The organism is Ornithinimicrobium sp. F0845 (assembly GCF_023015765.1).
Classification (GTDB): Bacteria; Actinomycetota; Actinomycetes; order Actinomycetales; family Dermatophilaceae; genus Ornithinicoccus.
The window spans coordinates 178,168-202,019 of the sequence record NZ_JALKAL010000002.1; the positions used below are offsets into that span (position 1 = coordinate 178,168).

Genomic DNA, 23,852 nt, shown 5'->3' on the forward strand with positions numbered 1-23,852 from the left:
CTAGCGCCCGAGAAGGACACAGCCGGTGACCCGCTGTGGACAGTGCCTGCGGATGCGGGCGTCGAGCTCCGGTGACACGGTGAGGAGATGAGCGAGCAGAGTCCCGATGACACCGCCGGCCAGGAGCGCGACCCGGAGCCGAGGCAGGACTCCGAGCAGGCCTACGATCCCGAGCAGGATCCCGACGCCGACCCGCAGATGCTGACCTCCAAGCACCCGGCTCAGCAGGGTGAGAACGAGCGGGACCCGGCCGAGGGCCCGGACGACGAGTCAGCCACCGACGGCTGAGCACGGCGACTCCTCCCCCACAGCTGGCGGAGTGGGAGCGGCTTGCCCAGGCGTGAACGCGTGAGTTTGGCGCGGCACGGCGCGGTCGGCTACTCTTGACCGGTTCCCCGATGGAGTTTGTGGTCGCCCCCTGCGCTGCCACGGACGATCGGGGCCGCACCCAGATTCACCCATTCGACCTCAGGAGACACCGTGGCTGCCACTTGCGACGTCTGCGGCAAGGGACCGAGCTTCGGTCACAGCATCTCGCACTCCCACCGCCGCACCAAGCGCCGTTGGAACCCGAACATCCAGCGCGTGCGGGCCCTCGTCGGTCCCAAGGGCGTGACCCCCAAGCGCGTCAACGTGTGCACGTCGTGCCTCAAGGCCGGCAAGATCACCACTCGCTGACGCGCGGTCACCGACCGCACCCGACAGGCCGGACTCCCACTGGGAGGCCGGCCTTTGTCATGCCTGAGTTCGGTGAATTGACTCCATGACCCGGGCCACGAGGGCCTGGCGGCGTTCCTGACGTGCCTGGGGATCTCATGGGGAAGGCCAGGGTTGCCATCGTGCCCCCGGTCGACCCACGAGACTGCGGGATAGACAAGAAGCCACGGTGCAGGAGGAGCGGGATTCGACCTCGCCATGGCGGACTGCGCGCTAGCCGCCGAAGTGGTCCCAGCCGCCACCGGTTGCGCGCTCACCGCGCCACCACACCCCGGGACCCGCGGTGCCCGCCGCCACGGTCCGCCCGACGACCGTCCACCCGTCGGGGACCGCACCCGCCGGGAAGGTGGCCAGCAGTGAGTGCTCCTCCCCGCCGGCGAGCACACACTCCAGCGCCATCCGACCGCCGAGCACGGGCTCGTACGCAGCGGCCAACCGGGCCACCACCTGCTCGTCCAGCTCGAGGCGCACCCCGCTGGCAGCGGCGATCCGACCACCGTCGCGGACCAGCCCGTCGGAGACGTCGAGCATCGCGGTCGCTCCGCCCTCGGCCGCGCGCGGCCCCTGGGTCAGGTCCGGGTCGGGTCGGCAGTGGTAGGCCACCCAGCCCGCGGCCGTCCCGGCGTGCTCCGTGGAGGGCCACCATCCCACGTCACCCCGACGCAGGATCTCCAGCCCGGCGGCCGAGCGACCGAGCGAGCCGGAGACGGCCACCTCCTGTCCCGGCGCCGCACCGGACCGCAGCACCGGTGCACCGCCGGGCAGCGCACCGAGGGCCGTCACGGAGACGACCACGGCGCCGTCGGAGGAGGACAGGTCGCCACCGATCACCGGCACCCCGGTCGCCGCCGACACCTCCGCGATGCCTGCGGTGAGCTCGCGCGCCCACTGCGCAGGCAGGGATCCGGGAGCGACGAGCGTCACGAGCAGGCCGGTCCCGACCCCGCCCATCGCGGCGAGGTCGGCCAGGTTCTGCACGACCACCTTGGCGCCAACGTCGTGCGCCGAGGACCACTCGTCCAGCCAGTCGCGGCCGCGCACCATCGTGTCCGTGGTCGCCAGCACCGGACCCGAGGTGGCCAGCAGTGCGGTGTCGTCCCCGGGCCCCACGAGGACCGCGTCCGTGGTGGTGAGCGTGGCGAAGATGTCGCCGAGGATCCCTGCCTCGCCCAGGTCTCCCAGGGTCTGCTGACCCCCGGCACCGGTGTGTGCGGCACCCGACATGCCAGGCCTCCTCCCGCGTCGCGTTCCTGCACGGTAGCGTCTGGGCCAGGCGGTCCACACCACGGCCCGCACCAGAGCCACAGGAGGCGACATGGTCCAGGCGTACATCCTCATCCAGACCGAGGTCGGCAAGTCCGGTGTCGTCTCCCGGGCGGTGGGGGAGCTGGAGGGTGTGGTCACGTCCGAGGACGTCACCGGACCCTACGACGTCATCGCGCGGGTCGAGGCGCCCAGCGTGGACGACCTCGGGCGCCAGGTGATCTCGCAGATCCAGGAGGTGCCGCACATCACCCGGACCACGACCTGCACGGTGGTCCACCTCTGACCCGGCACGCCACGCTCTCCCGCCCCTCGCGGCCCGGCACCGGCCCACGGTCCCCGCGCGCCGGCATACTCGCCCTGCGCACGGCCATCCTCGCCCTGCTCGTGGGGCTCCTCGCGTCCTGCTCCTCCGCGGTGAAGGTGGCTCCGTTCGACGGCGCCGAGACCCCCGAGTGCCACGCCGTCGGCGCCCGCTGGCCGACGTCGGTGGGCTCGGCGCAGTGGCGCGAGACAGCCGTGGACTCCGTGACGGTGGCGGCGTGGGGCGACCCCGCGATCATCGCTCGTTGCGGCGCCGTCCCGCCGGGGCCGACCGAGGACGCCTGCCTGGACATCGGCGGCGTGGACTGGATCATGCGCGAGCTCGACGACGGGGTCGCGTTCACCACCTACGGCCGCAGCCCGGCGATCGAGGTGCTGGTCCCGGACGCCTATGCCACGCCCCCGCTGCTGCTGCCAGCCTTCGGGCCGGCCGCCGAGGTGGTGGAGCAGGGGCCCAACCGCTGTTCGTGAGTATGCCGGGGGCCGGGTCAGCGCAGACCGGTGCGGCGCTCCAGGGCGAGGGAGATGAGCTCGTCGATCAGCTCGGGGTAGCTGATGCCGGTCGCGGCCCAGACCTGGGGATACATCGAGAACGGGGTGAAGCCGGGCATCGTGTTGATCTCGTTGATCAGCACGTCGCCGGACTCGGTGAGGAAGCAGTCGACCCGGGAGATGCCCTCGCACCCGGCCGCCTCGAAGGCGACCCCGGCGATCCGCTGGATCTCCTCGCGCACCGCGTCGGGCACGTCGGCCGGGCAGGACAGGGCGACGTTGGCCTCGTCGAGGTACTTGGCCTCGAAGTCGTAGAAGACGTGCTCTCCCCCGACCACGATCTCGCCGATCTCGCTGACCCGCGGGGCGTCGGTGCCGTGGCCGCCCAGCACGCCGCACTCGAGCTCCCGCCCGGTGATGCCGGCCTCGACGACCACCTTGGGGTCGTGCCGCCGGGCCTCCTCGATGGCGGCCTCCAGCTGCGCGGGGTCCTCGACCCGGCTGATGCCCACCGAGGAGCCCGCGCGGGCCGGCTTGACGAAGACCGGGAAGCTGAGGGCGTGGACGGCGTCCATCGCGGCTGCCCGGTCTCGCCGCCACTGCAGATCGGTGATCACCGTGTAGGGCCCGACCGGCAGCCCGGCGTTGGCGAACAGCACTTTCATCACGTGCTTGTCCATCATCGCGGCCGAGGCCAGCACCCCGCAGCCCACGTAGCGGATGTTGGCCAGCTCCAGCAGTCCCTGGATGGTGCCGTCCTCCCCGAACGGGCCGTGGAGCAGGGGGAACACCACGTCCACCTCGGTGAGGGCGCGCGGCACCTGGCCGGGCTCGGTCACCGTGACCATGTTGCTGCCCGTGCCCAGCGGGAGCACGACGGTGCTCGTGCTCTCGGGCACCTCCGGCAGGCGTCCCTCGGTGATCTCCAACGGGGCCGGGTCGTCGGCCACCTGCACCCACCGACCGTCCCGGGTGATGCCGATCGGCACGACGTCGTAGCGGTCCCGGTCGATCGCCCGCAGCACGCTCGCCGCGGTGGCGCAGGAGATGGCGTGCTCCTCCGAGCGGCCACCGAAGACCAGGGCGACGGTCGTGCGCCGGGAGCTGGGCTGGGGTGCGTCGTGGGTGTCCATCGCCGGTGAGCCTAATCGCTGCGGGCCGTGGTGCGGTGGAGCGGCACCGTCAGTGTCGCTCGTGCTTGTGCGGCCGGGACATCAGCTGGTCACCCAGCTCACGCACGTCCATCGCGTGCTCGACCACGGCCGTCACGCCTGCACAGATCGGCATGTCGACCCCGTGCCGCGCCGCCAGGTCGACGATCGACCGGCAGGACTTCACCCCCTCGGCGGTCTGGCTGGTGATCGCCACCACCTCCTCGACCGACATCCCCCGGCCGAGGTTGAGACCGAAGGAGTGGTTGCGCGACAGCGGCGACATGCACGTGGCGATGAGGTCGCCGACGCCCGCCAGCCCCATCAGGGTGGCCGGGTCGGCCCCGAGTGCGGCGCCCAGCCGCGCTGTCTCGGCGAGCCCGCGGGTGATGACCGTCGCCTTGGTGTTGTCGCCGTAGCCGAGCCCCTCGGCCATGCCGACGGCCAGGGCGATGACGTTCTTGACCGCGCCACCCAGCTCGGCCCCGACCACGTCGGTCTGGGTATAGGGGCGGAAGTAGGCCGTCGCGCAGGCCCGGGCCACCTGCCCGGCGGTGGAGATGTCGCTGCTGGCCACGACCGCCGCCGCGGGCTGCTTCTCGGCGATCTCGCGCGAGAGGTTGGGCCCGGAGACGACCACCACCTGGTCGGTCGCGACGCCTCCGGCCTCGTGGATCACCTCGCTCATCCGCTGACCGGTGCCCAGCTCGATCCCCTTCATCAGGGACACGACCGGGACCCCGGCCGGAAGGTGCTGCCCCCACTCCCCCAGGTTGGTGCGCAGGGTCTGGGAGGGGATCGCGAGGACGACGAGGTCGGCCCCGGCCGCGGCAACGGCGGGGTCGTGCGTGGCGCTCACCGAGTCGGGCAGGTGCAGATCGGGCAGGTAGCCGGCGTTGACGTGGTCGGCGTTGATCGCCTCGGCCACCTCCCGGCGCCGGGCGTGCAGGGTGACCTCGCCGCCCGCGTCCGCCAGGATCGACGCGAAGGCGGTGCCCCAGGACCCGCTGCCGAAGACCGCCGCCCGGGTCACTTCCCCGACCTCTTCTTCTTGTCGCGCTTCCCGTCCCAGACGAAGGCCTCGGCCGGTGGCTCCTCCCCCCGGATCTCGGCGAGCAGCCCGGTCAGGTCCTTCATGATCCGGGCGGTGGCCTCGGCCGCGGCCGCCGAGTCCTCACGGCCGGCCAGGTCGGACAGATCGGTGGCGGGACCCGCCTTGACGTGCATGACGTGCCGCGAGAAGAGACCGGTGGGTCGACGGGCATACGGCGCCAGCAGGTTCTGGACCCCCCACTGGGCGATCGGGATCACCGGCGCCCCGGTCATCAGCGCGAGCCGCCCCACCCCGCTCTTTGCCTTCATCGGCCACAGCCGCGGGTCACGGGTCAGGGTGCCCTCGGGCATGATCACGACGCAGTCGCCGTTCTCGACCGCGGCAGCCGCGTCCCGGAGCGAGTCGGAGGCCTGGCGGGTCCCGCGATAGACCGGCACCTGCCCCAGACTGTGCAGTGCCCTGCCCAGGACCGGGATGTCGAAGAGGCCGGACTTGGCCAGGAACCGGGGCGCCCACCCGTGGTTGACCAGGTAGTGAGCGACCATGAACGGGTCGATCTCGGAGATGTGGTTGCCCGCGACGATGAAGCCGCCCGAGGTGGGCAGGTGCTCGCCCCCGCTCCACTCCTGGCGGGTCAGCCGCGCCAGCGGCGGCCGGAGGGTGGCGATCACCCCGCGGTAGGCCAGGGGGGTCTTCGTGCGAAGCGGCTTCGGTTCCACGCCCACATCTTGTCACCTGCGCGGCGTCCCGTGTGGCGGCCGCGGGCCGCCCGGCATACTGGAGCGGTGTCCGAGTCGTTCCGCTGGTCCCTGGTCGTCCCGGTCAAGCAGGCCCAGCAGGCCAAGACCCGACTGCGCGCACCGGCTCCCCTGTCCCGACCCGCCCTCGCCAGGGCGATCGCCCTGGACACCCTGGAGGCAGTATGTCGGGCGCTCCCGCCGGGCGATGTCGTCACCGTCACCTCGGACGAGGTGGTGGGTCCCGCGGCCGCTGCGCTGGGCGCCCGGGTGATCCCGGACCCCGGCGCGGGGCTCAACGCCGCGATCACGGCGGGGATCCAGGAGGCGGTTACCGCATCGCCCAACTCGTGGCCGACGGCATCGCGTTCGCACGCGCCGACCGCGGGTCCGGAGGCCCGGGGGATCGCCGTCCTCCTGGGGGACCTGCCCGCCCTGCGACCCGAGGACCTGGTCGCGGCGCTGCAGGACTGCGCCGACCACCGCCGCGCCGTCGTCCCGGACCACAGCGGGAGCGGCACGGTCCTGCTGACGGCGGCGCCCGGCATACTGCCTGAGCCCGGTTTCGGACCCGGGTCCGCGGCGCGCCACGGGGAGTCGGCCACCGTGCTGACGCCGGACCTGCCCAGGCTCCGGCGGGACGTGGACGACCTGGCCGACCTGCAGGCCGTGATCGAGCTGGGTGTCGGGCGGCACACTGCTGAGCTGCTCGCGATGGACGCCCGTCCCACGGCGACGGCGCACTAGGCTGATCGTCATGCAGGCCAGCCTCCACACCTTCGACCCGGGGACGACCGCCGGAAGCGTCATCCTGGACACCGGCAAGGTGGTGCCCTTCGCTGCGGAGGCCTTCGACGCCAGCGGCCTGCGGCACCTCCGGGTGGGACAGCGACTGAGCATCGAGCTCACCGGTGACCCGGAGGTCGAGGGCACCAGCGTTTCGCGGCTGTGGATCGTCGGCATCGGCGCCGACCAGACGATCCGCTGACCGGGGCTGCTGCGGCGACCGGGTCGTGCCCCTGCTCGCCCGTGTTGCGCGAGTTCCCGTGTCCCGTAATGTGAATCTGGTCCTGACCGTAGCGACGGATCGGAGCACCGGTGAACAAGGCAGAGTTGATCGATCGACTAAGCACCCGGTTGGGAAGTCGCCGGGAAGCCACCCTCGCCATCGAGGCCCTGGTGGATGTCGTGATTCGCGAGGTGGCCGCTGGCGGCACCGTCGGGATCACCGGCTTCGGCACGTTTGAGCGTGCTGAGCGAGCCCCCCGCACGGGGCGCAATCCGCGGACCGGGCAGAGCGTCCCGATCGCGGGGACCCGAACCCCGCGGTTCCGGCCGGGCACCTACTTCAAGGCGGTGGTCTCGGACCCCGACGAGTTGCCTCGTGAGGGGCTGGCCGGGGGCCGGGCGCCGGCCAGCGGCTCGACGCGCTCCCAGGAGCGCGGCGCCGGATAGGCGGCCGCACGGGCTGCCGCCCACGGATGCGAAACGGCCCCCACCTGCGATGCAGGTGGGGGCCGTTCTCACGTAGCCCCGACGGGATTCGAACCCGCGCTACCGCCTTGAGAGGGCGGCGTGCTAGGCCGCTACACAACGGGGCCGTGGGTGGTGGCTGCCAGGCAGCCGAGGAGAAACCTTACCAAAGGGCGGGGTTTCTGCCGAATCGTCCGAGAGGGACGAACAGCGCTGGGGTACCAGGACTCGAACCTAGACTAACTGAACCAGAATCAGTCGTGCTGCCAATTACACCATACCCCAAGGGGGTACCACCTGAGGGCTCCGGGAAGGAGTTCCTGGGGGTGGACCGAGCGCCTACCTTACCGGTGTGACGAGGGACTTCCCAAATCGTCCGCCCACGCAACAGGCGCCGGCCCCGGATCAGCCCGCACCAGCCGCCAGCTCGTCGCGGAGCCGGGTGAGGCGCGCCATGGTGGAGGCCTTGCCGAGCACCTCCATCGACTCGAACAGCGGCGGGGAGACGCGCTGCCCGGACACCGCGGTGCGCAGGGGCCCGAAGGCGAACCGGGGCTTGATCCCGAGCCCCTCGACCAGTGCCTCGCGGAGCGCCTGTTCGATCCGCTCGGTCCGCCACTCGGGCGTAGCGCCGAGGGTGTCGGGGATCGCGCCGTCGATCGGCTCCAGCGCTGCCAGCGCCGCCTCGAGCACGGCCCCGGCGTCGTCCTTGAGCTGGGCGCGGGCGTCGTCGGCGATCGGCAGATCCTCATCCGAGGTGTAGAACGGCGCGATCAGGGGTGCGGCGTCGGTGAGGGTGACGATGCGGGTCTGCACAAGGTCGGCGAGGGACTGCAGCCGGCCCAGCTCGGGGAGCGTCGGCTGGTCCGACAGGACGCCCGCGCTCTGCAGGTAGGGCAGCAGCCGACTAGCCAGCTCCCCTACCTCGAGCTGACGGATGTAGTGCCCGTTGAGGGAGTTGAGCTTGTCCAGGTTGAAGATCGGACCGACGGTGTTGACCTTGGTCCAGTCGAAGCCGGCGCTGAACTCGTCGAAGGTGAAGATCTCCCGCTCGGTGCCGTCCTCCTCGATGATCGGGGGGTAGCCGAGCAGCGCGAGGAAGTTGAGCAGTGCCTCGGGGACGTAGCCCTGCTCCTGAAACCAGGTGAGCCTGGCCCACGGGCTCTTCCGCTTGGAGATCTTGGCCTTCTTCTCGTCGCGCAGCAGCGGCATGTGGGCGAACTGCGGGACGGGCAGGTCCAGCCACTGGTAGAGCAGGACGTGCTTGGGGGTGCTGGAGATCCACTCCTCGCCGCGGACGACGTGGGTGATCCCCATCTCGTGGTCGTCGACGACGACGGCCAGGTGGTAGGTCGGGAAGCCGTCGGCCTTGACGATCACCTGGTCGTCGGGTCGCGGGGCGGACACCTCTCCCCGCACCAGGTCGGTGAACGTGAGTGGGGCGTCCTCCGGGATGAGCATCCGCACGACCGGGGTCTCACTGAACCCGGGGAGCTCGGCCCGCTCCTCACGCGTCCTGCCGTAGCAGAGCCGGTCGTAGCCGGTGGGCTGCTTGAGCTTCTGCTGCTTCTCGCGCATCTGCGCGAGCCGCTCGCCCGAGCACCAGCAGAGGTAGGCGTTGCCCTGCTCGAGGAGGCGGTCGGCATACGGCCGGTAGGTGTCCAGCCGCTCGGACTGCCGGTAGGGCTCGCACGGCCCGCCCTTGTCCGGCCCCTCGTCCCAGGTCAGCCCGAGCCAGGAGAGCGTGTCGTAGATCTGCTGCTCGCTGTCGGCCTGGAAGCGGGCCCGGTCGGTGTCCTCGATGCGCAGCAGGAAGCGACCTCCCTGCTGCCGAGCGAAGGCCAGGTCGAACATCGACATGTAGGCCGTGCCGACGTGCGGGTCGCCCGTGGGTGACGGCGCGACGCGCAGCCGGACAGCGCCGGGGAGCCCGTCGGCCGGGTCGCTCGTCGGCGCCCCGGCGGGATCGGTCGGCGGCTTTGTGCTCAAGGGCTCGGTGCTGGGACTGGATGCCTGGTCACTCACGGTGCAGAGCCTAGCCGCACGTCAGTGTCATCAGGTCGCAGGCGGAACCACCCGGTCGTCCGTTGCCGGCCCGCCTCGGTCGACCGGATGCAGCTGCAGCTCGGGTATCCACTCGAAGTCCCGTGGGTTGCAGGTGAACAGGGGCAGCCCGTGCGCGATGGCGGTCGCGGCGATCAGTGCGTCATAGGCCCGCGCGGCGGGTTTGCGCCCGGCACTCCGGAGGGCCGAGGCCACGCGTCCGAACGCCCGTGCCGCCGCCGCGTCGAACGGGAGGGCGTCGAAGTCGGCCTCAGCCTGCTGCAGATGCGTCTGGCGGGCGGCTCGCACCTGCTCGCTCTGAGCCACATGGGGGCCGACGGACAGCTCGGCCAGGGTGATCGCGGTGATCAGGGGCTCGGCCGGCAGCTGTGCCGCGCTCAGGTCGCCCAGCTCCAAGAGTGTGGAGGTGTCCAGCACGCCCCGCTCGACCGGGTGGTTCACAGCGCGGGGTCCAGCACGGCGTCGAGATCGGCACGCAGCGCCGTCGCGTCGACGGGAGGCAGGTTCCGGCGACGGTCGATCAGCTGCTGCACGCCGACGGGGCGACGCGGGACAGGCCGGACCGTCGCGACCGGCTCACCATCTCTAGTCACGAGTAACGACTCGCCGAGCGCCACGCGCGCCAGGACGTCGGCACTGCGGTTGCGCAGGTCTCTCACCGGGATCACGTCCACGACGCTAGTGTATCACCGGTGATACATCCGGTGGTGGTTGTCCACATGCCTCCTGTCCCTGCGGCTCACCGCAGCATGGCTGAGGTGAGCGACTCCTGCACCCAGGTCAGGAAGTCGTAGTAGGCCATCTGCTGGGCGGTGGCCGGGTCCATCTCGCCCTCTCCCTCGAGCGCGCGGGCGAACTCCGCGTGCAGACGCTCGGAGTCCTCCTCCGTGCGCATCCCCAGCCGCTCCCCCAGGATCAGCCGGATGTCGGTGAGGGCCATGGTGAGCGCCCTGGCCTGGTCCGCGTCGAGGGACAGCTTCACCGGTTCGTCGGGCTCGTGGTCACCACCCTCCGGCAGCGCCTCGCCGAGCGCCGCGATCGCGGTCGCCAGATTGGCCGCCTTGCGGGAGCGCAGCGTGTGCTCGGTGAGCCGCCGGAACTCCGCCGCCTGCTCGGCGTCGGTGCGGTGGGCCGCGGGCAGCAGCCTGCGCAGCGCCGGGTCGCTCGGCTCCTGCGGGTCGGGCTGGTCCCCGAGACCCGCGACCAGGTCCAGGAATGGGTCACCGGTCTCGTCACGCTCGGGCGCCACGAAGTCCCGGGTCAGGCGGAGCAGGTGGAGGACGACGGCGACCTCACCGGTGTCCCAGGTCGCGGTGAGGCGTCCCTTGCGGGAGCGGAAGGCGGTGGCCACTCAGTCGTCCTGCTGGAAGGTCGCCCACAGCCCGTAGCCGTGCATTGCCTCGGTGTCGGCCTCCATCTTCTCCCGCGTCCCGGAGGAGACCACGGCCCGACCCTCCTCGTGCACCTGCATCATCAGACGGTTGGCCTTTTCCTTGGGGTAGCCGAAGTGGGTCTGGAAGACCCAGGAGACATAGGACATGAGGTTGACCGGGTCGTTCCACACGAGGGTGATCCACGGGCGGGCGGTCTCCGGACGGTCCAGGACAGCGACCTGCCCTGCCTCCTGCGGGCCGGGCGCAGCCGGTCCGGTCGGCGAGGCGGACGAGGAGATGGACACGGCGCCACTCTACGGCGAGCGAGCTGGGCTCCGTGGAGAGACCCGGGGACGCCTCACGCGACCAGACTGCGCACCAGCAGGGTCATCGCCGACGCGGCACACACGATGAGCATCGCGGACCGGACCCTGACCGCAGACACTCGTCGACCGACTCGCCGGGACAGCCAGAGCCCGGCCAGCAGGAAGGGCACGAACAGCCCCGCCAGCCAGACCTCGCGGGCCTGCAACTCACCGCTGACCCCCAGCCCGATCAGGCTGAACACGGCGCCGAGGACGAAGTAGACCGCCAGCGTGCTCCGGATCTGCACCGGGGACCGGTGCTGATAGAGGATCGCGATCGGCGGGCCCCCGATCGAGGTGGCCGTGGACGTGATGCCGGAGATCACCCCCGCCCCCACCAGCGTGCTGGGGTCGATCGGCACCGTCACGGTGTGCCAGGTGAGCAGGACGGCGGCGAGCACCATCACCCCGACGGCCACGGACAGCTGGCGCTCGGTGAAAGCCGCGACGAGCCACACGCCGATCACCGTCCCCGGGATGCGTGCCGGCAGCGCCCAGGCCAGACCACGCCAGTCGATCTCCTCCCGGTGGGTGGCGAGCTGCAGCAGGGGCAGCAGGACCGCCGTGCTCAGCAGCAGGCCGGGCATCAGCTCGGGAGGGACCAGGGTGGCGATCGGGGCACCCACCAGACCGAGCCCCAAACCGACCAGTCCCTGGACCATCGTCCCCACCAGGAGCGCGAGTGCGATCACCGCCAACGCCCACAGCGGCACCCCGAGAATCACCGCCTCACCCTAGAGTGCTGCGGGTGACCGCACTGAACCGCCCACGCACATCGCTGCTGACCGACCACTACGAGCTGACCATGGTGCAGGCCGCGCTGGCCGGCGGCCACGCCGAACGCCGGTGCGTCTTCGAGGCCTTCGCCCGGCGGCTGCCCGAGGGCCGGCGCTACGGCGTCGTCGCCGGCACGGGTCGCTTCCTGGAGTCGCTGGCCGACTTCACCTTCGAGGAGGAGGAGATCACCTTCCTGCGCGACACCGGCGTGGTCAACGAGCAGACCCTCGAGTGGCTCGCGAGCTACCGCTTCACCGGCGACATCTGGGGGTACGCCGAGGGCGAGTGCTACTTCCCCGGCTCACCGCTGCTGATCGTGGAGTCAACTTTCGCCGAGGGCGTGATCCTGGAGACGCTGGCGCTCTCGATCCTCAACTACGACTCCGCGGTGGCGGCCGCGGCGTCCCGGATGACCGCGACCGCCGGTGAGCGGCCCTGCATCGAGATGGGCTCTCGGCGCACCCACGAGGGGTCAGCGGTGGCCGCCGCCCGCGCCGCCTACATCGCGGGCTTCGGCTCGACCTCCAACCTCGAAGCGGGCCGCACCCACGGGATCCCCACCCTGGGGACGGCCGCGCACTCCTTCACGCTGCTGCACGACTCCGAGCGCGAGGCCTTCGCCGCGCAGCTGACCGGGCTGGGACTGAACACCACCCTGCTGGTCGACACCTACGACGTGACCGCCGCCGTGGAGCTCGCCGTGGAGCTCGCGGGCCCCGAGCTGGGCGGGGTGCGGCTCGACTCAGGTGACCTGGTCTCGCAGGCGCACGAGGTCCGCGCGCAACTGGACGCCCTGGGCGCGACGGACACCAAGATCGTGGTCACCTCCGACCTGGACGAGTTCGCGATCGCCGCGCTCCAGGCGGCCCCGGTCGATGCGTATGGCGTGGGGACCCGGGTCGTGACCGGGTCCGGTGCCCCGGCGGCCGGCCTGGTCTACAAGCTGGTCGCGCGCGAGGGGGCGGACGGTGAGCTGGTGGGTGTGGCCAAGGAGAGCCAGGACAAGGGCTCGGTCGGTGGCCGCAAGCACGCGCTGCGCCGCCGCAATATCACCGGGGTCGCCCACGAGGAGCGGATCGGGATCGGCGTGGCCCCGCAGGACGACGGCGACGACCGCGACCTCCTCGTGCAGCTGGTCCGCGCCGGCGAGGTGATCGTGCCGACCGACGCGCGCACGGCCCGGGAGCACCACGTGCGGTCACGGACCGAGCTGCCGACCAAGGGCCTGCGACTGTCCCACGGCGACCCCGCGGTCCGCACCGTCTTCGAGGACGAGCAGAGCCGCACCGAGGTCGAGGAGGACTGAGGACCGGGCCGCAGTACCGTGGAGACATGGCCCGGGCACTTATCATCGTGGACGTCCAGCTCGACTTCTGTGAGGGCGGCTCGCTGGCCGTCGAGGGTGGCTCAGCCGTGGCCGCCGGGATCAGTGAACTCGTGGCGAGGCAGGGTCAGCAATATGCCGCGATCGTCGCCACCGCGGACTGGCACGTCGACCCGGGCGACCACTGGTCGGAGGAGCCGGACTTCGTGAACAGCTGGCCGGTCCACTGCGAGGCCGGGACCGCAGGGGCCGAGTTCCGGCCCGAGCTGGCCGGCGCCCTGGACCACGTGCAGGCCGTCTTCCGCAAGGGGCAGTATGCCGCGGCATACTCCGGCTTCGAGGGCAGCACCGAGCTGCACGGCGAGCAGGTCACGCTGGCCGACTGGCTGCGGGAGCGCGACGTCACCGAGGTCGACGTCGTCGGCATCGCCACCGACCACTGCGTGCGCGCGACCGCCCTCGATGCCCAGGCGCACGACCTGGACACCACCGTGCTGCTGGAGCTGACCGCCGGTGTCGCTCATGGATCGACCGAGTCGGCCATCGAGGAGATGCGAGCCGCCGGCGTCACGGTGCGAGAGACAGTCTGAGGTCCGTCGCAGCACCACTCAGCTGGGCTGCGGAGCGTCGCGCCTCATCGGCTCGAGGTCCACGAGGGACCCGCAGAGCTGCTGACCATGCTCGATCACAGCGGGGAGCAGGCCCATCTCCCGGGCCGCCGACAGGACGCGGACCGGGTCGCTCCGGTCAGCTCTCGCGCTTGAAGAGGGCGTAGAACGCGTAGAGGACCACCACCAGGATCACGATGAAGATGATGGAGTCGATCAGCGTGTTTCCCATGGCGTCCCTGTTCTCTGCGTGCGGTCCGGACCGTCCCCGATCCTAACCGCTGGTCAGGGACGCTTCTTCACCACGTTGGTCTTGGCGATCTTGTCGTTCAGGGACTGCTTGTACTTGTCCCACAACGGCCAGAGACCGTTGAGGATCCCGAACAGACCGGCGATAAAAGCCAGGGACTGGAAGCCGGACAGCAGGTTCGGGCCCTGCCAGACCACGGCCCGCACGGCGGCGGTCCCCCAGGAGAGGGGACCGTCCTGCTCCCGGAGGCGCACCCGCAGTCCCATGGCCAACTTGCCCAGGGTCGCGCTGAGCGTCTTGAGCAGCACTGTCTCGTAGACGAGGCCGAGCACGGCCAGCATCAGACCGAACTTCAGGAAGTCGCTGGCCAGCTCATCCGGCATGACGGTCGCGCGGCCCGCGGCGGCATCCTCGATGAAATGCATGTAGTTGGACATCAGGTCAGGCGTCACGAACTGGGCCAGGACCAGCCCGACCACGCCCACCAGGATGCCGTCGATGATCCGGGCCACGAAGCGTCGACCCCACCCGGCGAGCGGCTGACCGTCCGGCGTCGTCGGCCCGGCCATCGTCCCGGTGTAGCCGCCGCCCGGCATCGGCTGACCCCAGCCGCCCTGCTGCTGTCCGTACGGGTTGGTCTGCTGGCCCTGTGGCGCGCCGTACTGCCCAGGGGCGCCGTACTGACCCGGCTGCTGGCCCTGCTGGCCGTAGCCTGGCTGCCCCGGCGCGCCGTAGCCCTGCCCCGGCTGCCCATAGCCCTGGCCCTGCTGTCCGTAACCCTGCTGGCCGTAACCCTGCTGGCCCTGACCAGCATCCCCCGGCGCCCCGCCATACTGCCCCTGCTGTCCGGCACCGCCCGCCCCGGCCTGGTCCAGCCCCGGCTTCTGCTTCGGGCTGGTGTGCTCGGTCCAGGTCACGCCGTCCCAGTAACGCAGAAGGTTGGCGTCCTGCGGGTCGTCGTACCAGCCTGCCTCGCGAGTATTCATGCCCCTAGCCTGCCACGACCGAGGCTTGAGGAAGTCGCGCTGGCCGGAGTGTCCTTGGTGGACATTCAGCGACCGGCAGCGCAGTCAGCCCCGTGGCCCTGTGGACAACCCCGAGGGTCGGAGGCCGTGACGCGGCCTAGTAGCGGGCCACACCCGAGGCGACGCTCAGTCGCACAACGCACGCGACACTGTTGGCGGCCTACGCCGAAAGGGGGCAGCATGGAGGTCATGACCGACCTGATCCAGATGCCGCACGGCCGGGTGTTCACCGCTGCGGACCTGGAGGCGATGCCCGATGACGGCAACCGCTACGAGATCATCGACGGGGCACTCATCGTGACCCCATCTCCCGCCGTGCCGCACCAGCGCGTGGTCGGCAACATGTACCTGGCGCTGCGGTCTGCCGTACCGGACGACCTTGAGGTCATGCTCGCCCCGCTCGACGTGACGGTTAGCGACCTGACCGTCCTGCAGCCTGACCTGCTGGTGGCCACCCGCGAGGCACTCTCCGGCCGGACGATGGTGGGACTGCCCGTGCTCGCGATCGAGGTGCTCTCCCCCAGCACCCGGCTGATCGACCTCAACCTCAAGAAGGCTGCCTTCGCCGAGGCAGGGGTCGCCCACTACTGGGTCATCGACCCCGAGCACCCGTCATTGACTGCGTGGTGCCTGAGCGCCGCCGAGTTCACCGAAGTCGGCACGGCGACCGGGACACAGGAGTTCGCGGTCGACGAGCCGTTCCGGGTGCGGGTCTCCCCTGCCAGCCTGCTGCGGTAGGTCTCCACTGGTCAGCGGCGGCCGACGAACCACCGCCGGATCGTCTCGATCCGCGTGGTGACCTGGTCGCTGCTGGCCGTGGCGAGCTCCGGGCCGCCACAGGTGCGGCGCAGCTCGGCGTGCACGATCGCGTGGGCCTGACCCGACTTCTGCGCGTAGGCGGAGACGAGCTTGTTGAGCTCCTTGCGGTGCTCGGCGAGTGCACGGTGGGCGGACACCTGCTCGGCGGCCTTGCGGCCACCGCCGTTGCTGACCTGCTTGCGCTGCCGGTCCCGCAGCACGTGGGCCACCTGGTCCGGCTCCAGCAGTCCGGGCAGCCCGAGGTACTCCTCTTCCTCCTGGCTGCCCGGCACCGCACCCAGGCCGAACTGCTCGGCGTCGAAGAGCACGTGGTCGAAGAGGGCGTCGGACTCCAGCGCCTCGAAGGAGCCCTCCGAGTCCAGCACCGGCTCCTCGGCGTTGGCCTGCGCGAGCAGGTCCTCCTCCGGGCTCCAGTCCAGGTCGTCCTCGTCGGACCGCTTCTTGTTCAGCGCGTGGTCGCGCTGCAGCTCCATGGAGCCGGCGTGCTCCAGGATCAGCTGCACGCTCGGCAGGAACACGGAGGCGGTCTCTCCCCGACGACGCGCCCGGACGAAGCGCCCGATGGCCTGGGCGAAGTAGAGCGGGGTGGAGGTCGAGGTCGCGTAGACCCCGACGCAGAGGCGGGGCACGTCCACGCCCTCGGAGACCATCCGCACCGCCACCATCCAGCGCGAGTCCCCCTCGGCGAACTCCTCGATGCGCGCGGAGGCCCCGGTGTCGTCGGACAGGACGACGGTGGGCTTCTCGCCGGTGAGCTCGCCCAGCTGCTTGGCGTAGGCGCGCGCGGACCGCTGGTCGCTGGCGATCACCAGACCCCCGGCGTCGGGCACGCCACGGCGCACCTCGGTGAGCCGCTTGTCCGCGGCGGCCAGGACGGTGGGGATCCACTCCCCCGAGGGGTCCAGGGCAGTCCTCCAGGCCTGCTTGGTCAGGTCCTTGGTCAGCGCCTCCCCGAGCTGCGCGGAGATCTCGTCCCCTGCCCGGGTGCGCCACCGCATACTCCCGCCGTAGGCGAGGAAGAGAACCGGCCGGACGACACCGTCCCGCAGCGCCTCGGCGTAGCCGTAGGTGTAGTCGGCCTCCGAGCGCAGCACCCCGTCGCCGTCCATGGCGTAGCGCACGAACGGGATCGCGGCCGTGTCCGACCGGAACGGCGTGCCGGTCAGCGACAACCGCCGGGTCGCCGGCTCGAACGCGTCGCGGATCGCCTCGCCCCAGCTCAGGGCGTCGCCGCCGTGGTGGATCTCGTCGAGGATCACCAGCGTCGGGGCGGCCTCGGTCCGGGCGCGGTGCAGCAACGGCTTGCTCGCCACGCCGGCATAGGTGACCGCGACCCCGTCGAAGTCCCCGGCGTGCCGCCCGTGCGCGTTGGCGAAGCGCGGATCGATGTTGATGCCGACGCGCGCCGCGGCCTCCGCCCACTGCGTCTTGAGGTGCTCGGTCGGCGCGACGATGGTGACCCGCCTGATCACGCCGGCGTCGAGCAGCTCCGTGGCCACCTTGAGCGCGAAGGTCGTCTTGCCCGCACCCGGGGTCGCCACCGCGAGGTAGTCACGGGGCTCCTCGGCGAGGTAGCGGTCGAGCGCGGCCTGCTGCCAGGCACGCAGTTTGCTGGCGGTCCCCCAGGCCGCGCGTTCGGGATAGGCGGGAGAGAGATGGGAGGCGGCTGAGGTGGACATCGCGGATCAGGATACGAGTTGCCGGGGACAGTTCCCGCCCGCCCGGCAAAGGCGCTGGTCGTCCGGCGCGGTTCGGCTACTCGCCGCCGTCCTGGGGTGCCTTGAGACCCTCGTAGATCTCCTTGCACGTGGGGCAGACCGGGAACCTGTTGGGGTCGCGACCGGGCACCCAGATCTTGCCGCAGAGCGCGACGACGGGCTCGCCCGACAGGGCGCTCTCCATGATCTTCTCCTTGCGCACATAGTGCGCGAAGCGCTCGTGGTCGCCCGGCTCGCTCAGCCGGGGGTCGGTGCTGGTGTCCTCGCGCTCCAGCACGGCGGTCTGGGTGGAGGGCCCGCTGGGTGCCTCGGGGGCGTTCAGCGGCTCCTGCGACATGGTGAACGGGCGGCGCAACGACATGGCACGAAGTCTACTGCGCTGCCTGCCGCGCTCAGTTCTGTTCCGGGTGGGTGGTGTAGTTGGCCAGCATGGAGAGCGAGTTGCGCTGCCGCACCAGGACGTCGCGCCACAGGTCGGCAGACTCGTGGAACGGGTCCCTGGGCTCCCGCTCCACGACATACCAGGCACCCTCGATCAGCTCTGCCTCAAGCTGCCCGGCGCCCCACCCGGCATACCCCACGAAGATGCGGAGGCCGGCCAGCTCGGGCACCACCACCGGGGGCGGCGCGTCCAGGTCGACCAGCGCCAGGCCGCCGAACAGCATCGCGATGCCCAGCGCCTCGGTCTGCACGGCCTCACCGCCGGGCACGCTCACCAGACCCATCGCGGAGTCCGTCTGCACGGGCCCGCCCTGGAAGAGCACCCCGGGCGCGGTCACGTGCGGCTGCCACTCGGGCAGGACCGCGGAGACCTGTGCGCTCATCGGCTTGTTGAGGGTGATGCCGGTCGCGCCGTCCTCGTCGTGGTGCAGGATCAGCACCACCGAGCGGTGGAAGAACTCCCCCGTCACAGGCGTCGCGACCAGCAGTTGTCCGGCGAGGGAACCCGGGCCCTCGGGGCCGTTCACCGCCACACCCCGGCGTCGGCGGGCTCGCGCTCGGGCGACCGCTCCGGGACTCGACGGATCAGCGCGACGGCCAGCACCGCGAGCGCTATCCCGACCAGGTCGGCCACCGTGTCCCACACGTCCATCGAGCGGGTGGTGGTGAACACCTGCTGCAACGGCTCGCTGAGCAGGGCGTGCAGGAGTATGCCGAGCGCCACCCGTCGGGCGCGGAGCAGCAGGGCCAGCGCGAACGGGGCACCGAAGAGAAGGACGTGACCCACCTTGTCCTGGTGCGCGAAGTAGGGCTCCCCCTCCCCCGGCACCAGGAGGTAGAGCACCCACACCTGGGCGACCAGCATGACAACCAGCAGGAGCCAGCCCAGCCCCCGCCTCAGCTTCGGCACACCCTCAGGATCTTGCGTCAGCACGCTCTCGGGCGACCTTCTCGACGGCTTGCGCCACCGCCTTGCTGACCTTGGGGTTGAAGACGCTGGGGATGATGTAGGTGGGGTTTCGCTCCTCGGCACCGACGACGTCCGACAGGGCGAGCGCGGCCGCCAGCAGCATCTCGTCGTTGATGTGGTCCGTCTGCGCGTCCATCAGGCCGCGGAAGACCCCAGGGAAGACCAGCACGTTGTTGATCTGGTTGGCGAAGTCGCTCCGTCCGGTCGCGACCACCGTGGCGTGCTCGGCCGCATCGGCCGGATCCACCTCCGGCTGCGGGTTCGCCATGGCGAAGACGATCGCGTCCTGCGCCATCGTCGCGATGTCCGCGCCCGTGAGGATGCCGCCGGCCGAGACGCCGATGAACACGTCTGCGCCGGCGAGGGCGTCCTGCACGGTCCCCCGCAGACCGCCTCGGTTGGTCTGCGAGGCGATCCAGGCCATGTTGGCGTTGTCGCCGCGGGCGATGTCCGTGCGCTCCGCGTGCAGTATGCCGTGCACGTCGGAGACGACGACGTCTGTCGCGCCCGCCATCAGGAGCAGGCGCAGGATCGCTGAGCCGGCCGCGCCGGCCCCGGACAGCACGATCTTCACGGTGGCCAGTTCCTTGTCGACCACGCGCAGCGCGTTGTTGAGCGCGGCGAGCACGACGATGGCCGTGCCGTGCTGGTCATCGTGGAACACAGGAATGTCCAGCTCCTCGCGGAGCCGCCGCTCGATGTAGAAGCACCGGGGTGCGGAGATGTCCTCGAGGTTGATGCCGGCGAAGCCGGGTGAGATCGCCTTGACGATCCGCACGATCTCGTCGGCGTCCTTGGTGTCGAGCACGATCGGGAAGGCGTCGACATCGGCGAACCGCTTGAACAGGGCCGCCTTGCCCTCCATCACCGGCATCGCGGCGAGCGGGCCGATGTCCCCCATCCCCAGGACCGCCGTGCCGTCGGTGACGACGGCGACCGTGTTGCGCTTGATCGTCAGCCGCCTGGCGTCCTCGGGGTTGTCCACGATCGCCTGGCACACCCGGGCCACACCAGGGGTGTAGACCATGGACAGGTCGTCCCGGTTGCGGATCGGGTTCTTCGGCTCAACACTCAGCTTGCCGCCCAGGTGCATCAGGAAGGTGCGGTCGCTGACCTTGCCGATCTCCACCCCGCGCACCTTGCGCATGGCGTCCACGATCTGCTCGGCGTGCGCCTCGCCCCAGGTGGCGATCGTCAGGTCGGTCCGCAGCCGCTCCGCCCCGGACTCGGCGATGTCGACCGCAGTCACCATCCCGCCCTCCTTCTCGACGGCGGTGGTCAGCTCACCCACGGCGGTCGCCCTGGCGGGCAGCTCGAGACGAACGGTGATCGAGTTGGAGACCGAGGGTGCATATGCCATGGCCGCCATTGTTCCGCATCCCGAGCCGGGCGTGTCCGCAGGTCTGGCCTCCCGTGTCGCCCGTCCGGTGTGTGTCCCGGATGATCCGCGGAAACGGCTACGGGAATCAGTCCGACAGGTTCGACGTTGATCCCGGCATGAGCACCACGGAACTGACTCGCGAGAACCTGGACCAGACGCTGTCCGACAACGAGATCGTGCTGATCGACTGGTGGGCGGAGTGGTGCGGCCCGTGCCGCGCCTTCGCACCGGTCTATGAGCAGGTCTCCGAGAAGCACGACGACGTCGTCTTCGGCAAGGTCGACACCGACGCCCAGCAGGAGCTGGCCGCCGGGGCCCAGATCACCTCGATCCCGACGGTGATGGGTTTCCGCGACGGCATCCTGCTCTTCGCTCAGCCCGGCGTGCTGCCGGCCGCGGGCCTGGAGAGCCTGATCAGCCAGCTCAAGGGGCTGGACATGGACGACGTGCGAGCCAAGCTGGCGGCCGCCGAGTCGGAGATGGCCGGGGAGCCGGCACAGGGCTGACCCGGGGGACGCTCCGGCTGACAGTCATAGACTGAGCCGGAGACGTGAGCGAGGTGACCGTGGACGCGGACACGACCCGCATCAGCCCGGGCACCACAGGGAACTATCCCCCGCTGCTCACGCGCCGGCTCATCGCCCGCGCCATCGACTCCGCCATCGCCTTCGCGCTGGCCTGCGTCGTCGTGCTGCCCTTCACCGTGAACCAAGCGACCGACGCCCTCCTGGTCGGCGGCTTCGACTCCTTCAGCGAGTTCCTCACCGATTGGGACCCTGGCACCGTTCCCGGCGGCTCGGTCGGGGCCGCCCTGGAGCAGCTCCAACCGGTGGTCCTGAGCACCATCTACCTCCAGGCGCTCGTCATCTGGGCCTATGAGTGGGTCAGCCTCACGGTGACCAGCAGCAGCATCGGCAAGATGATCACCCGGGTGCGGGTGACCCGGCACCGCAACAGCTTCGAACCGACCGTCTCGCGCGAGCTTCGGTCCCGCGGGTCGTGGCTCGAGCGATTGCTGCGCATGGGTTTGCGCGCCGGTCTCGTCGTCGGGCCGCCGACCCTGGCGGCCGGGATGCTGCTCGCCGCGGCGTTCTCGGTGCCCGGCGCCGTCGACCTGGCGGAGCTGTTCATCGCGCTGACGATCGTCCTGCTCGTCGTGTGGCTGGCAGGCGGGGTGGGCCTTCACGGACTGGCCACCGGCACCCGTGTCGTCGGGTTCGAGTGGCAGGAGCTCAAGCAGGGGGTCGAGCACCAGCTTGAGTACCACACCGGTCACGCCGACGAGTATCTCCACAGGTTGCAGGAGGCGGCCCGAGCCCCCGGCGTCCAGCGGGCGGCGCGCGCGGCCGAGCAAGACCCGCGCGTCCGCTCCGTCATGGCGCAGGGGCGGACCGTGGCCCAGCAGGCTGAGCAGGCCCAGGAGCGTGGCCGCCGTGACTGGGACTCGATGATCGAGGGCTTGCGCTCCCGGAAGGACGCCAAGGACGCCACCACGGCGGCCGCCCGCCATCTCGGGGAGGTCTACCGCGAGGGCGGGCTGCGCGGCGTGCTGCAGTCGTTCACGCGGCGCTCTCAAGGCCCAGACGGGCAGTGACCGGGCTGGCAGACGTCGGCCTGGTCGGCCGCACGGCCCCCCTCCCGCGCGGTTGCGGCGTCACGCCCTGGGGCGCACGCTCGGGAGAGGCACAGAAGCGCTTGAGAGGAGGTCGCCATGAATGCGACCAATGACCCAGACCCGCAACGCCGCGACGACGCGGACGACCCGGACCGCGAAGAGAGCACACCCAAGAGTCCTGGGCCGCCACCCCATCACCCCGACCGTGACAACGAGTCGGCCGACTCCCCCGATGACCCGCCCAAGAGCCCTGGGCCACCTCCGGGCTCGGTGCCCGGGAACCGCTGATCACCGCGACGGGGTCAACTACTCGTCGATCGCGGGGTCTTCATCGGGATCTTCGGCCTGGCGCCGGTCCGCTCCCCGTCGGCTGGCGCCTTCTCTGCATCGCGTCCGGGTCGGTGCCAGGATCCTTGCGCGGGTCATAAGGTTGCCCGGACGCTACGTCCTGATCGGACGCTGGGATGAGCCGGTCGTCGCTGCCGTTCGGTGCGGAGTCTGAATCCGGATCAGGGTGCTCGGTCATAGCGCTCCTTCATCCACGATGGCGCCGACCCCCGCCGCCTGCGCGCTGACCGACGGGGTTGCTCAGGCGCTCACAAATTGGTGACCACCGGCGCTTCACCAGGAGGATCGTTTGTTCGTGCCGCCGACCCCCAACAACAACGGGCGAAGTCGTAACCTCACGACCACGGCATGTCTCGAGCCCGCCCAGACACACGAAACCCCAGATCCCTGGCAGGGCAGGCGTCTGGGGTGTCGTACGACAATGTGCGCACACGTGTGACGTGCCCACCGCGAGTGGTGGAGGTGGCGGGAATCGAACCCGCGTCCGCTGCCGGAAGACCAGGACTTCTCCGGGTGCAGTGCGCTGTGGAGTTTCTCGGCCCCAGGGCTCGCGCGCACACGTTCCCTGACAGGCCCAGTTGAGTAGAAGTCCCACGTGATCCCCCAACATGATCACGCAGCAAGTTTCCTAGCTGATGCCAGGCACTGAGGCGGAAACTAACTCAGGCTGACAGACTTCGGGCTCGCTCAGGCGGCGAGGGCGAAGTCGGTGCGCTTGGAATCGGCACCTATTGGTTTGCAAGGGACATTAACGAGTTGACCTTGCGTTCTCGACCCGCTTCTCCTGGAGTTGCGTACAACGTCGAAACCGATCACCCCCATGATGCGGGGGCACGTCACACTGTGCAGTTGTCAATGCCGATCACTTGCCACTGTCGGCAACTGTCCGGCGCTCCGCTCGCGCGGAAGGTCTAGCGTACCTTCCAACACCACGCCGGGCCACGGGATTCCCGGACGCCGCGGCAGGAGCCGCGGGCCGGCCGGGCCTGCTCGGCGGAGCCTACCCCCACGGGTAGAGTCCACGCCCGTGAAGCCCTCCAACGAACTTATGTCCATGCACATCCTCAGCGGTGCGTTCATCGGCGCAATCGCCATCATCGCCGTGGTCATGGTGCTCGTGGCGCCGGAGACCGTGGTGCCCGAACCGTGGGTCATCGCGGTGCTGCTGGGACTTGTGGCTACCAGCGCCCTGTTCTCGCTGATGCTCGTGCAGCAGATCCCGGCCGCGCAGCCGGGGAGCACGCTGTCGGACATGCTGGCTAAGGTCCGGGTGACCCACATGCTGCGGCTGGCGCTCGCCGAGGCACCGGTCATCCTCGCGATCGTGCTCATGTTTCTGGCCAGCGAGCCGTCGTGGGTCACCGTGGCCATCGCAGCCGTCCCGACCGTCATCGTCATGCTGCTGCTGATCTTCCCCACCGAGGGGGTGCTGCGGCGCTATCAGAAGTCGCTGGATGCGGCCGGAGTCAACACCCGGTTCGCAGACCGCATGCTGGGCCGCGCCTGACGCCCAGCACGCCCGGCCCGGCCATCAGTCCCGCCATAGGCCATCGTGACGACGTG

Annotated in this window: 29 protein-coding genes, 2 tRNA genes and 1 other RNA gene; 13 read left to right on the forward strand and 19 right to left on the reverse strand. The window is 70.6% G+C overall.

Features of this window, described 5'->3' with window-relative positions:
- Window positions 1-87: 87 nt before the first annotated feature.
- Window positions 88-288, forward strand: a complete 201-nt coding sequence (locus MWU75_RS04100) for a hypothetical protein (RefSeq protein WP_247088365.1) — start codon at window positions 88-90, stop codon at window positions 286-288.
- A 192-nt stretch (window positions 289-480) separates the two neighbouring features.
- Window positions 481-678 carry a 50S ribosomal protein L28 gene (gene rpmB, locus MWU75_RS04105; protein ID WP_109474765.1) on the forward strand — a complete coding sequence of 66 codons (198 nt, stop codon included), beginning with the start codon at window positions 481-483 and terminating at the stop codon, window positions 676-678.
- A gap of 252 nt (window positions 679-930) precedes the next feature.
- Here rpmB and thiL read toward each other — a convergent pair whose 3' ends face one another.
- Window positions 931-1,941 (reverse strand): thiamine-phosphate kinase, encoded by a 1,011-nt coding sequence (thiL, locus tag MWU75_RS04110; RefSeq protein WP_247088366.1) that lies wholly within the window; start codon window positions 1,939-1,941, stop codon window positions 931-933.
- A 91-nt stretch (window positions 1,942-2,032) separates the two neighbouring features.
- On the opposite strand from thiL, the gene MWU75_RS04115 reads away from it, so the two are divergent.
- Together MWU75_RS04115 and MWU75_RS04120 are read left to right on the forward strand one after the other, a co-directional pair.
- Complete coding sequence (locus MWU75_RS04115; protein ID WP_247088367.1) at window positions 2,033-2,266, forward strand: Lrp/AsnC ligand binding domain-containing protein; 234 nt, start codon at window positions 2,033-2,035, stop codon at window positions 2,264-2,266.
- 101 nt (window positions 2,267-2,367) lie between these two features.
- Window positions 2,368-2,775 (forward strand): DUF3515 family protein, encoded by a 408-nt coding sequence (locus tag MWU75_RS04120; protein ID WP_247088368.1) that lies wholly within the window; start codon window positions 2,368-2,370, stop codon window positions 2,773-2,775.
- 17 nt (window positions 2,776-2,792) lie between these two features.
- Here the strand turns inward: MWU75_RS04120 and MWU75_RS04125 are convergent, their stop codons facing one another.
- The 3 genes from MWU75_RS04125 to MWU75_RS04135 are packed head-to-tail and all read right to left on the reverse strand — an operon-like array spanning window position 2,793 to window position 5,720.
- Window positions 2,793-3,929 (reverse strand): D-alanine--D-alanine ligase family protein, encoded by a 1,137-nt coding sequence (locus tag MWU75_RS04125; RefSeq protein WP_247088369.1) that lies wholly within the window; start codon window positions 3,927-3,929, stop codon window positions 2,793-2,795.
- 49 nt (window positions 3,930-3,978) lie between these two features.
- Window positions 3,979-4,980 carry an NAD(P)H-dependent glycerol-3-phosphate dehydrogenase gene (locus MWU75_RS04130; RefSeq protein ID WP_247088371.1) on the reverse strand — a complete coding sequence of 334 codons (1,002 nt, stop codon included), beginning with the start codon at window positions 4,978-4,980 and terminating at the stop codon, window positions 3,979-3,981.
- Window positions 4,977-5,720 (reverse strand): lysophospholipid acyltransferase family protein, encoded by a 744-nt coding sequence (locus MWU75_RS04135; protein ID WP_247088373.1) that lies wholly within the window; start codon window positions 5,718-5,720, stop codon window positions 4,977-4,979. The genes MWU75_RS04130 and MWU75_RS04135 overlap by 4 nt, the downstream gene beginning before the upstream one ends.
- A 66-nt stretch (window positions 5,721-5,786) precedes the next feature.
- Between MWU75_RS04135 and cofC the strand changes: the two genes are divergently transcribed.
- From cofC to MWU75_RS04150, 3 genes are all read left to right on the forward strand, one after another.
- Window positions 5,787-6,485, forward strand: a complete 699-nt coding sequence (gene cofC / locus MWU75_RS04140; RefSeq protein ID WP_247088375.1) for a 2-phospho-L-lactate guanylyltransferase — start codon at window positions 5,787-5,789, stop codon at window positions 6,483-6,485.
- A 10-nt stretch (window positions 6,486-6,495) separates the two neighbouring features.
- The gene (locus tag MWU75_RS04145; protein WP_247088377.1) at window positions 6,496-6,726 is read left to right on the forward strand and encodes a hypothetical protein; all 231 of its coding nucleotides are present in this window, start codon (window positions 6,496-6,498) and stop codon (window positions 6,724-6,726) included.
- A gap of 110 nt (window positions 6,727-6,836) precedes the next feature.
- Window positions 6,837-7,193: an HU family DNA-binding protein gene (locus MWU75_RS04150; protein WP_348647731.1), complete on the forward strand. Its 357-nt coding sequence runs from the start codon at window positions 6,837-6,839 to the stop codon at window positions 7,191-7,193.
- A 73-nt stretch (window positions 7,194-7,266) separates the two neighbouring features.
- Here MWU75_RS04150 and MWU75_RS04155 read toward each other — a convergent pair.
- The 8 genes from MWU75_RS04155 to MWU75_RS04190 form a co-directional block, all read right to left on the reverse strand.
- Window positions 7,267-7,339, reverse strand: a tRNA-Glu gene (locus tag MWU75_RS04155).
- Between the two features lie 85 nt (window positions 7,340-7,424).
- Window positions 7,425-7,496, reverse strand: a tRNA-Gln gene (locus MWU75_RS04160).
- Between the two features lie 120 nt (window positions 7,497-7,616).
- Window positions 7,617-9,122 carry a glutamate--tRNA ligase gene (gene gltX, locus MWU75_RS04165; protein WP_281496839.1) on the reverse strand — a complete coding sequence of 502 codons (1,506 nt, stop codon included), beginning with the start codon at window positions 9,120-9,122 and terminating at the stop codon, window positions 7,617-7,619.
- Window positions 9,123-9,266: 144 nt separating this feature from the next.
- On the reverse strand, window positions 9,267-9,716 hold the full coding sequence (locus MWU75_RS04170; protein WP_247088381.1) for a type II toxin-antitoxin system VapC family toxin: 450 nt from the start codon (window positions 9,714-9,716) through the stop codon (window positions 9,267-9,269).
- Window positions 9,713-9,949: a type II toxin-antitoxin system prevent-host-death family antitoxin gene (locus MWU75_RS04175; RefSeq protein WP_247088383.1), complete on the reverse strand. Its 237-nt coding sequence runs from the start codon at window positions 9,947-9,949 to the stop codon at window positions 9,713-9,715. Before MWU75_RS04175 ends, MWU75_RS04170 begins: the two co-directional genes overlap by 4 nt.
- A 65-nt stretch (window positions 9,950-10,014) precedes the next feature.
- Window positions 10,015-10,626, reverse strand: coding sequence for a DUF2017 family protein (locus MWU75_RS04180; RefSeq protein WP_247088385.1), 612 nt, complete (start codon window positions 10,624-10,626; stop codon window positions 10,015-10,017).
- Window positions 10,627-10,878 carry an ATP-dependent Clp protease adapter ClpS gene (gene clpS, locus MWU75_RS04185; RefSeq protein WP_247088859.1) on the reverse strand — a complete coding sequence of 84 codons (252 nt, stop codon included), beginning with the start codon at window positions 10,876-10,878 and terminating at the stop codon, window positions 10,627-10,629. It lies immediately after the preceding gene.
- A gap of 128 nt (window positions 10,879-11,006) precedes the next feature.
- Window positions 11,007-11,738, reverse strand: coding sequence for a sulfite exporter TauE/SafE family protein (locus tag MWU75_RS04190; RefSeq protein WP_247088387.1), 732 nt, complete (start codon window positions 11,736-11,738; stop codon window positions 11,007-11,009).
- Between the two features lie 14 nt (window positions 11,739-11,752).
- On the opposite strand from MWU75_RS04190, the gene MWU75_RS04195 reads away from it, so the two are divergent.
- On the forward strand, window positions 11,753-13,096 hold the full coding sequence (locus tag MWU75_RS04195; protein WP_348647732.1) for a nicotinate phosphoribosyltransferase: 1,344 nt from the start codon (window positions 11,753-11,755) through the stop codon (window positions 13,094-13,096).
- Window positions 13,097-13,122: 26 nt separating this feature from the next.
- Entirely contained in the window at window positions 13,123-13,704 is a 582-nt protein-coding gene (locus MWU75_RS04200) for an isochorismatase family protein (protein WP_247088389.1), read from the forward strand.
- Window positions 13,705-14,007: 303 nt separating this feature from the next.
- On the opposite strand, the gene MWU75_RS04205 is transcribed toward MWU75_RS04200, so the two are convergent.
- On the reverse strand, window positions 14,008-14,958 hold the full coding sequence (locus MWU75_RS04205) for an RDD family protein (protein WP_247088391.1): 951 nt from the start codon (window positions 14,956-14,958) through the stop codon (window positions 14,008-14,010).
- A gap of 228 nt (window positions 14,959-15,186) precedes the next feature.
- Here MWU75_RS04205 and MWU75_RS04210 point away from each other — a divergent pair, with 228 nt between their 5' ends.
- Entirely contained in the window at window positions 15,187-15,735 is a 549-nt protein-coding gene (locus MWU75_RS04210) for a Uma2 family endonuclease (protein WP_247088393.1), read from the forward strand.
- A gap of 11 nt (window positions 15,736-15,746) precedes the next feature.
- Here MWU75_RS04210 and MWU75_RS04215 read toward each other — a convergent pair whose 3' ends face one another.
- From MWU75_RS04215 to MWU75_RS04235, 5 genes are all read right to left on the reverse strand, one after another.
- Window positions 15,747-17,495, reverse strand: coding sequence for a DEAD/DEAH box helicase (locus MWU75_RS04215; protein ID WP_247088395.1), 1,749 nt, complete (start codon window positions 17,493-17,495; stop codon window positions 15,747-15,749).
- Window positions 17,496-17,571: 76 nt separating this feature from the next.
- Window positions 17,572-17,895 carry a DUF3039 domain-containing protein gene (locus MWU75_RS04220; RefSeq protein WP_247088396.1) on the reverse strand — a complete coding sequence of 108 codons (324 nt, stop codon included), beginning with the start codon at window positions 17,893-17,895 and terminating at the stop codon, window positions 17,572-17,574.
- 31 nt (window positions 17,896-17,926) lie between these two features.
- Window positions 17,927-18,502, reverse strand: coding sequence for a YqgE/AlgH family protein (locus tag MWU75_RS04225; RefSeq protein WP_247088398.1), 576 nt, complete (start codon window positions 18,500-18,502; stop codon window positions 17,927-17,929).
- On the reverse strand, window positions 18,499-18,885 hold the full coding sequence (locus MWU75_RS04230; RefSeq protein ID WP_247088400.1) for a VanZ family protein: 387 nt from the start codon (window positions 18,883-18,885) through the stop codon (window positions 18,499-18,501). The genes MWU75_RS04225 and MWU75_RS04230 overlap by 4 nt, the downstream gene beginning before the upstream one ends.
- Window positions 18,886-18,889: 4 nt before the next feature.
- Window positions 18,890-20,305: an NAD-dependent malic enzyme gene (locus tag MWU75_RS04235; protein WP_247088402.1), complete on the reverse strand. Its 1,416-nt coding sequence runs from the start codon at window positions 20,303-20,305 to the stop codon at window positions 18,890-18,892.
- A 137-nt stretch (window positions 20,306-20,442) separates the two neighbouring features.
- Between MWU75_RS04235 and trxA the strand changes: the two genes are divergently transcribed.
- Window positions 20,443-20,832, forward strand: a complete 390-nt coding sequence (gene trxA / locus MWU75_RS04240; protein ID WP_247088404.1) for a thioredoxin — start codon at window positions 20,443-20,445, stop codon at window positions 20,830-20,832.
- Window positions 20,833-20,876: 44 nt separating this feature from the next.
- The gene (locus MWU75_RS04245) at window positions 20,877-21,920 is read left to right on the forward strand and encodes an RDD family protein (RefSeq protein ID WP_247088406.1); all 1,044 of its coding nucleotides are present in this window, start codon (window positions 20,877-20,879) and stop codon (window positions 21,918-21,920) included.
- 823 nt (window positions 21,921-22,743) lie between these two features.
- Here MWU75_RS04245 and ssrA read toward each other — a convergent pair.
- Window positions 22,744-23,109: a transfer-messenger RNA gene (gene ssrA, locus MWU75_RS04250) on the reverse strand.
- A gap of 207 nt (window positions 23,110-23,316) precedes the next feature.
- Between ssrA and MWU75_RS04255 the strand changes: the two genes are divergently transcribed.
- Entirely contained in the window at window positions 23,317-23,796 is a 480-nt protein-coding gene (locus MWU75_RS04255) for a hypothetical protein (protein WP_247088407.1), read from the forward strand.
- Window positions 23,797-23,852 lie beyond the last annotated feature (56 nt).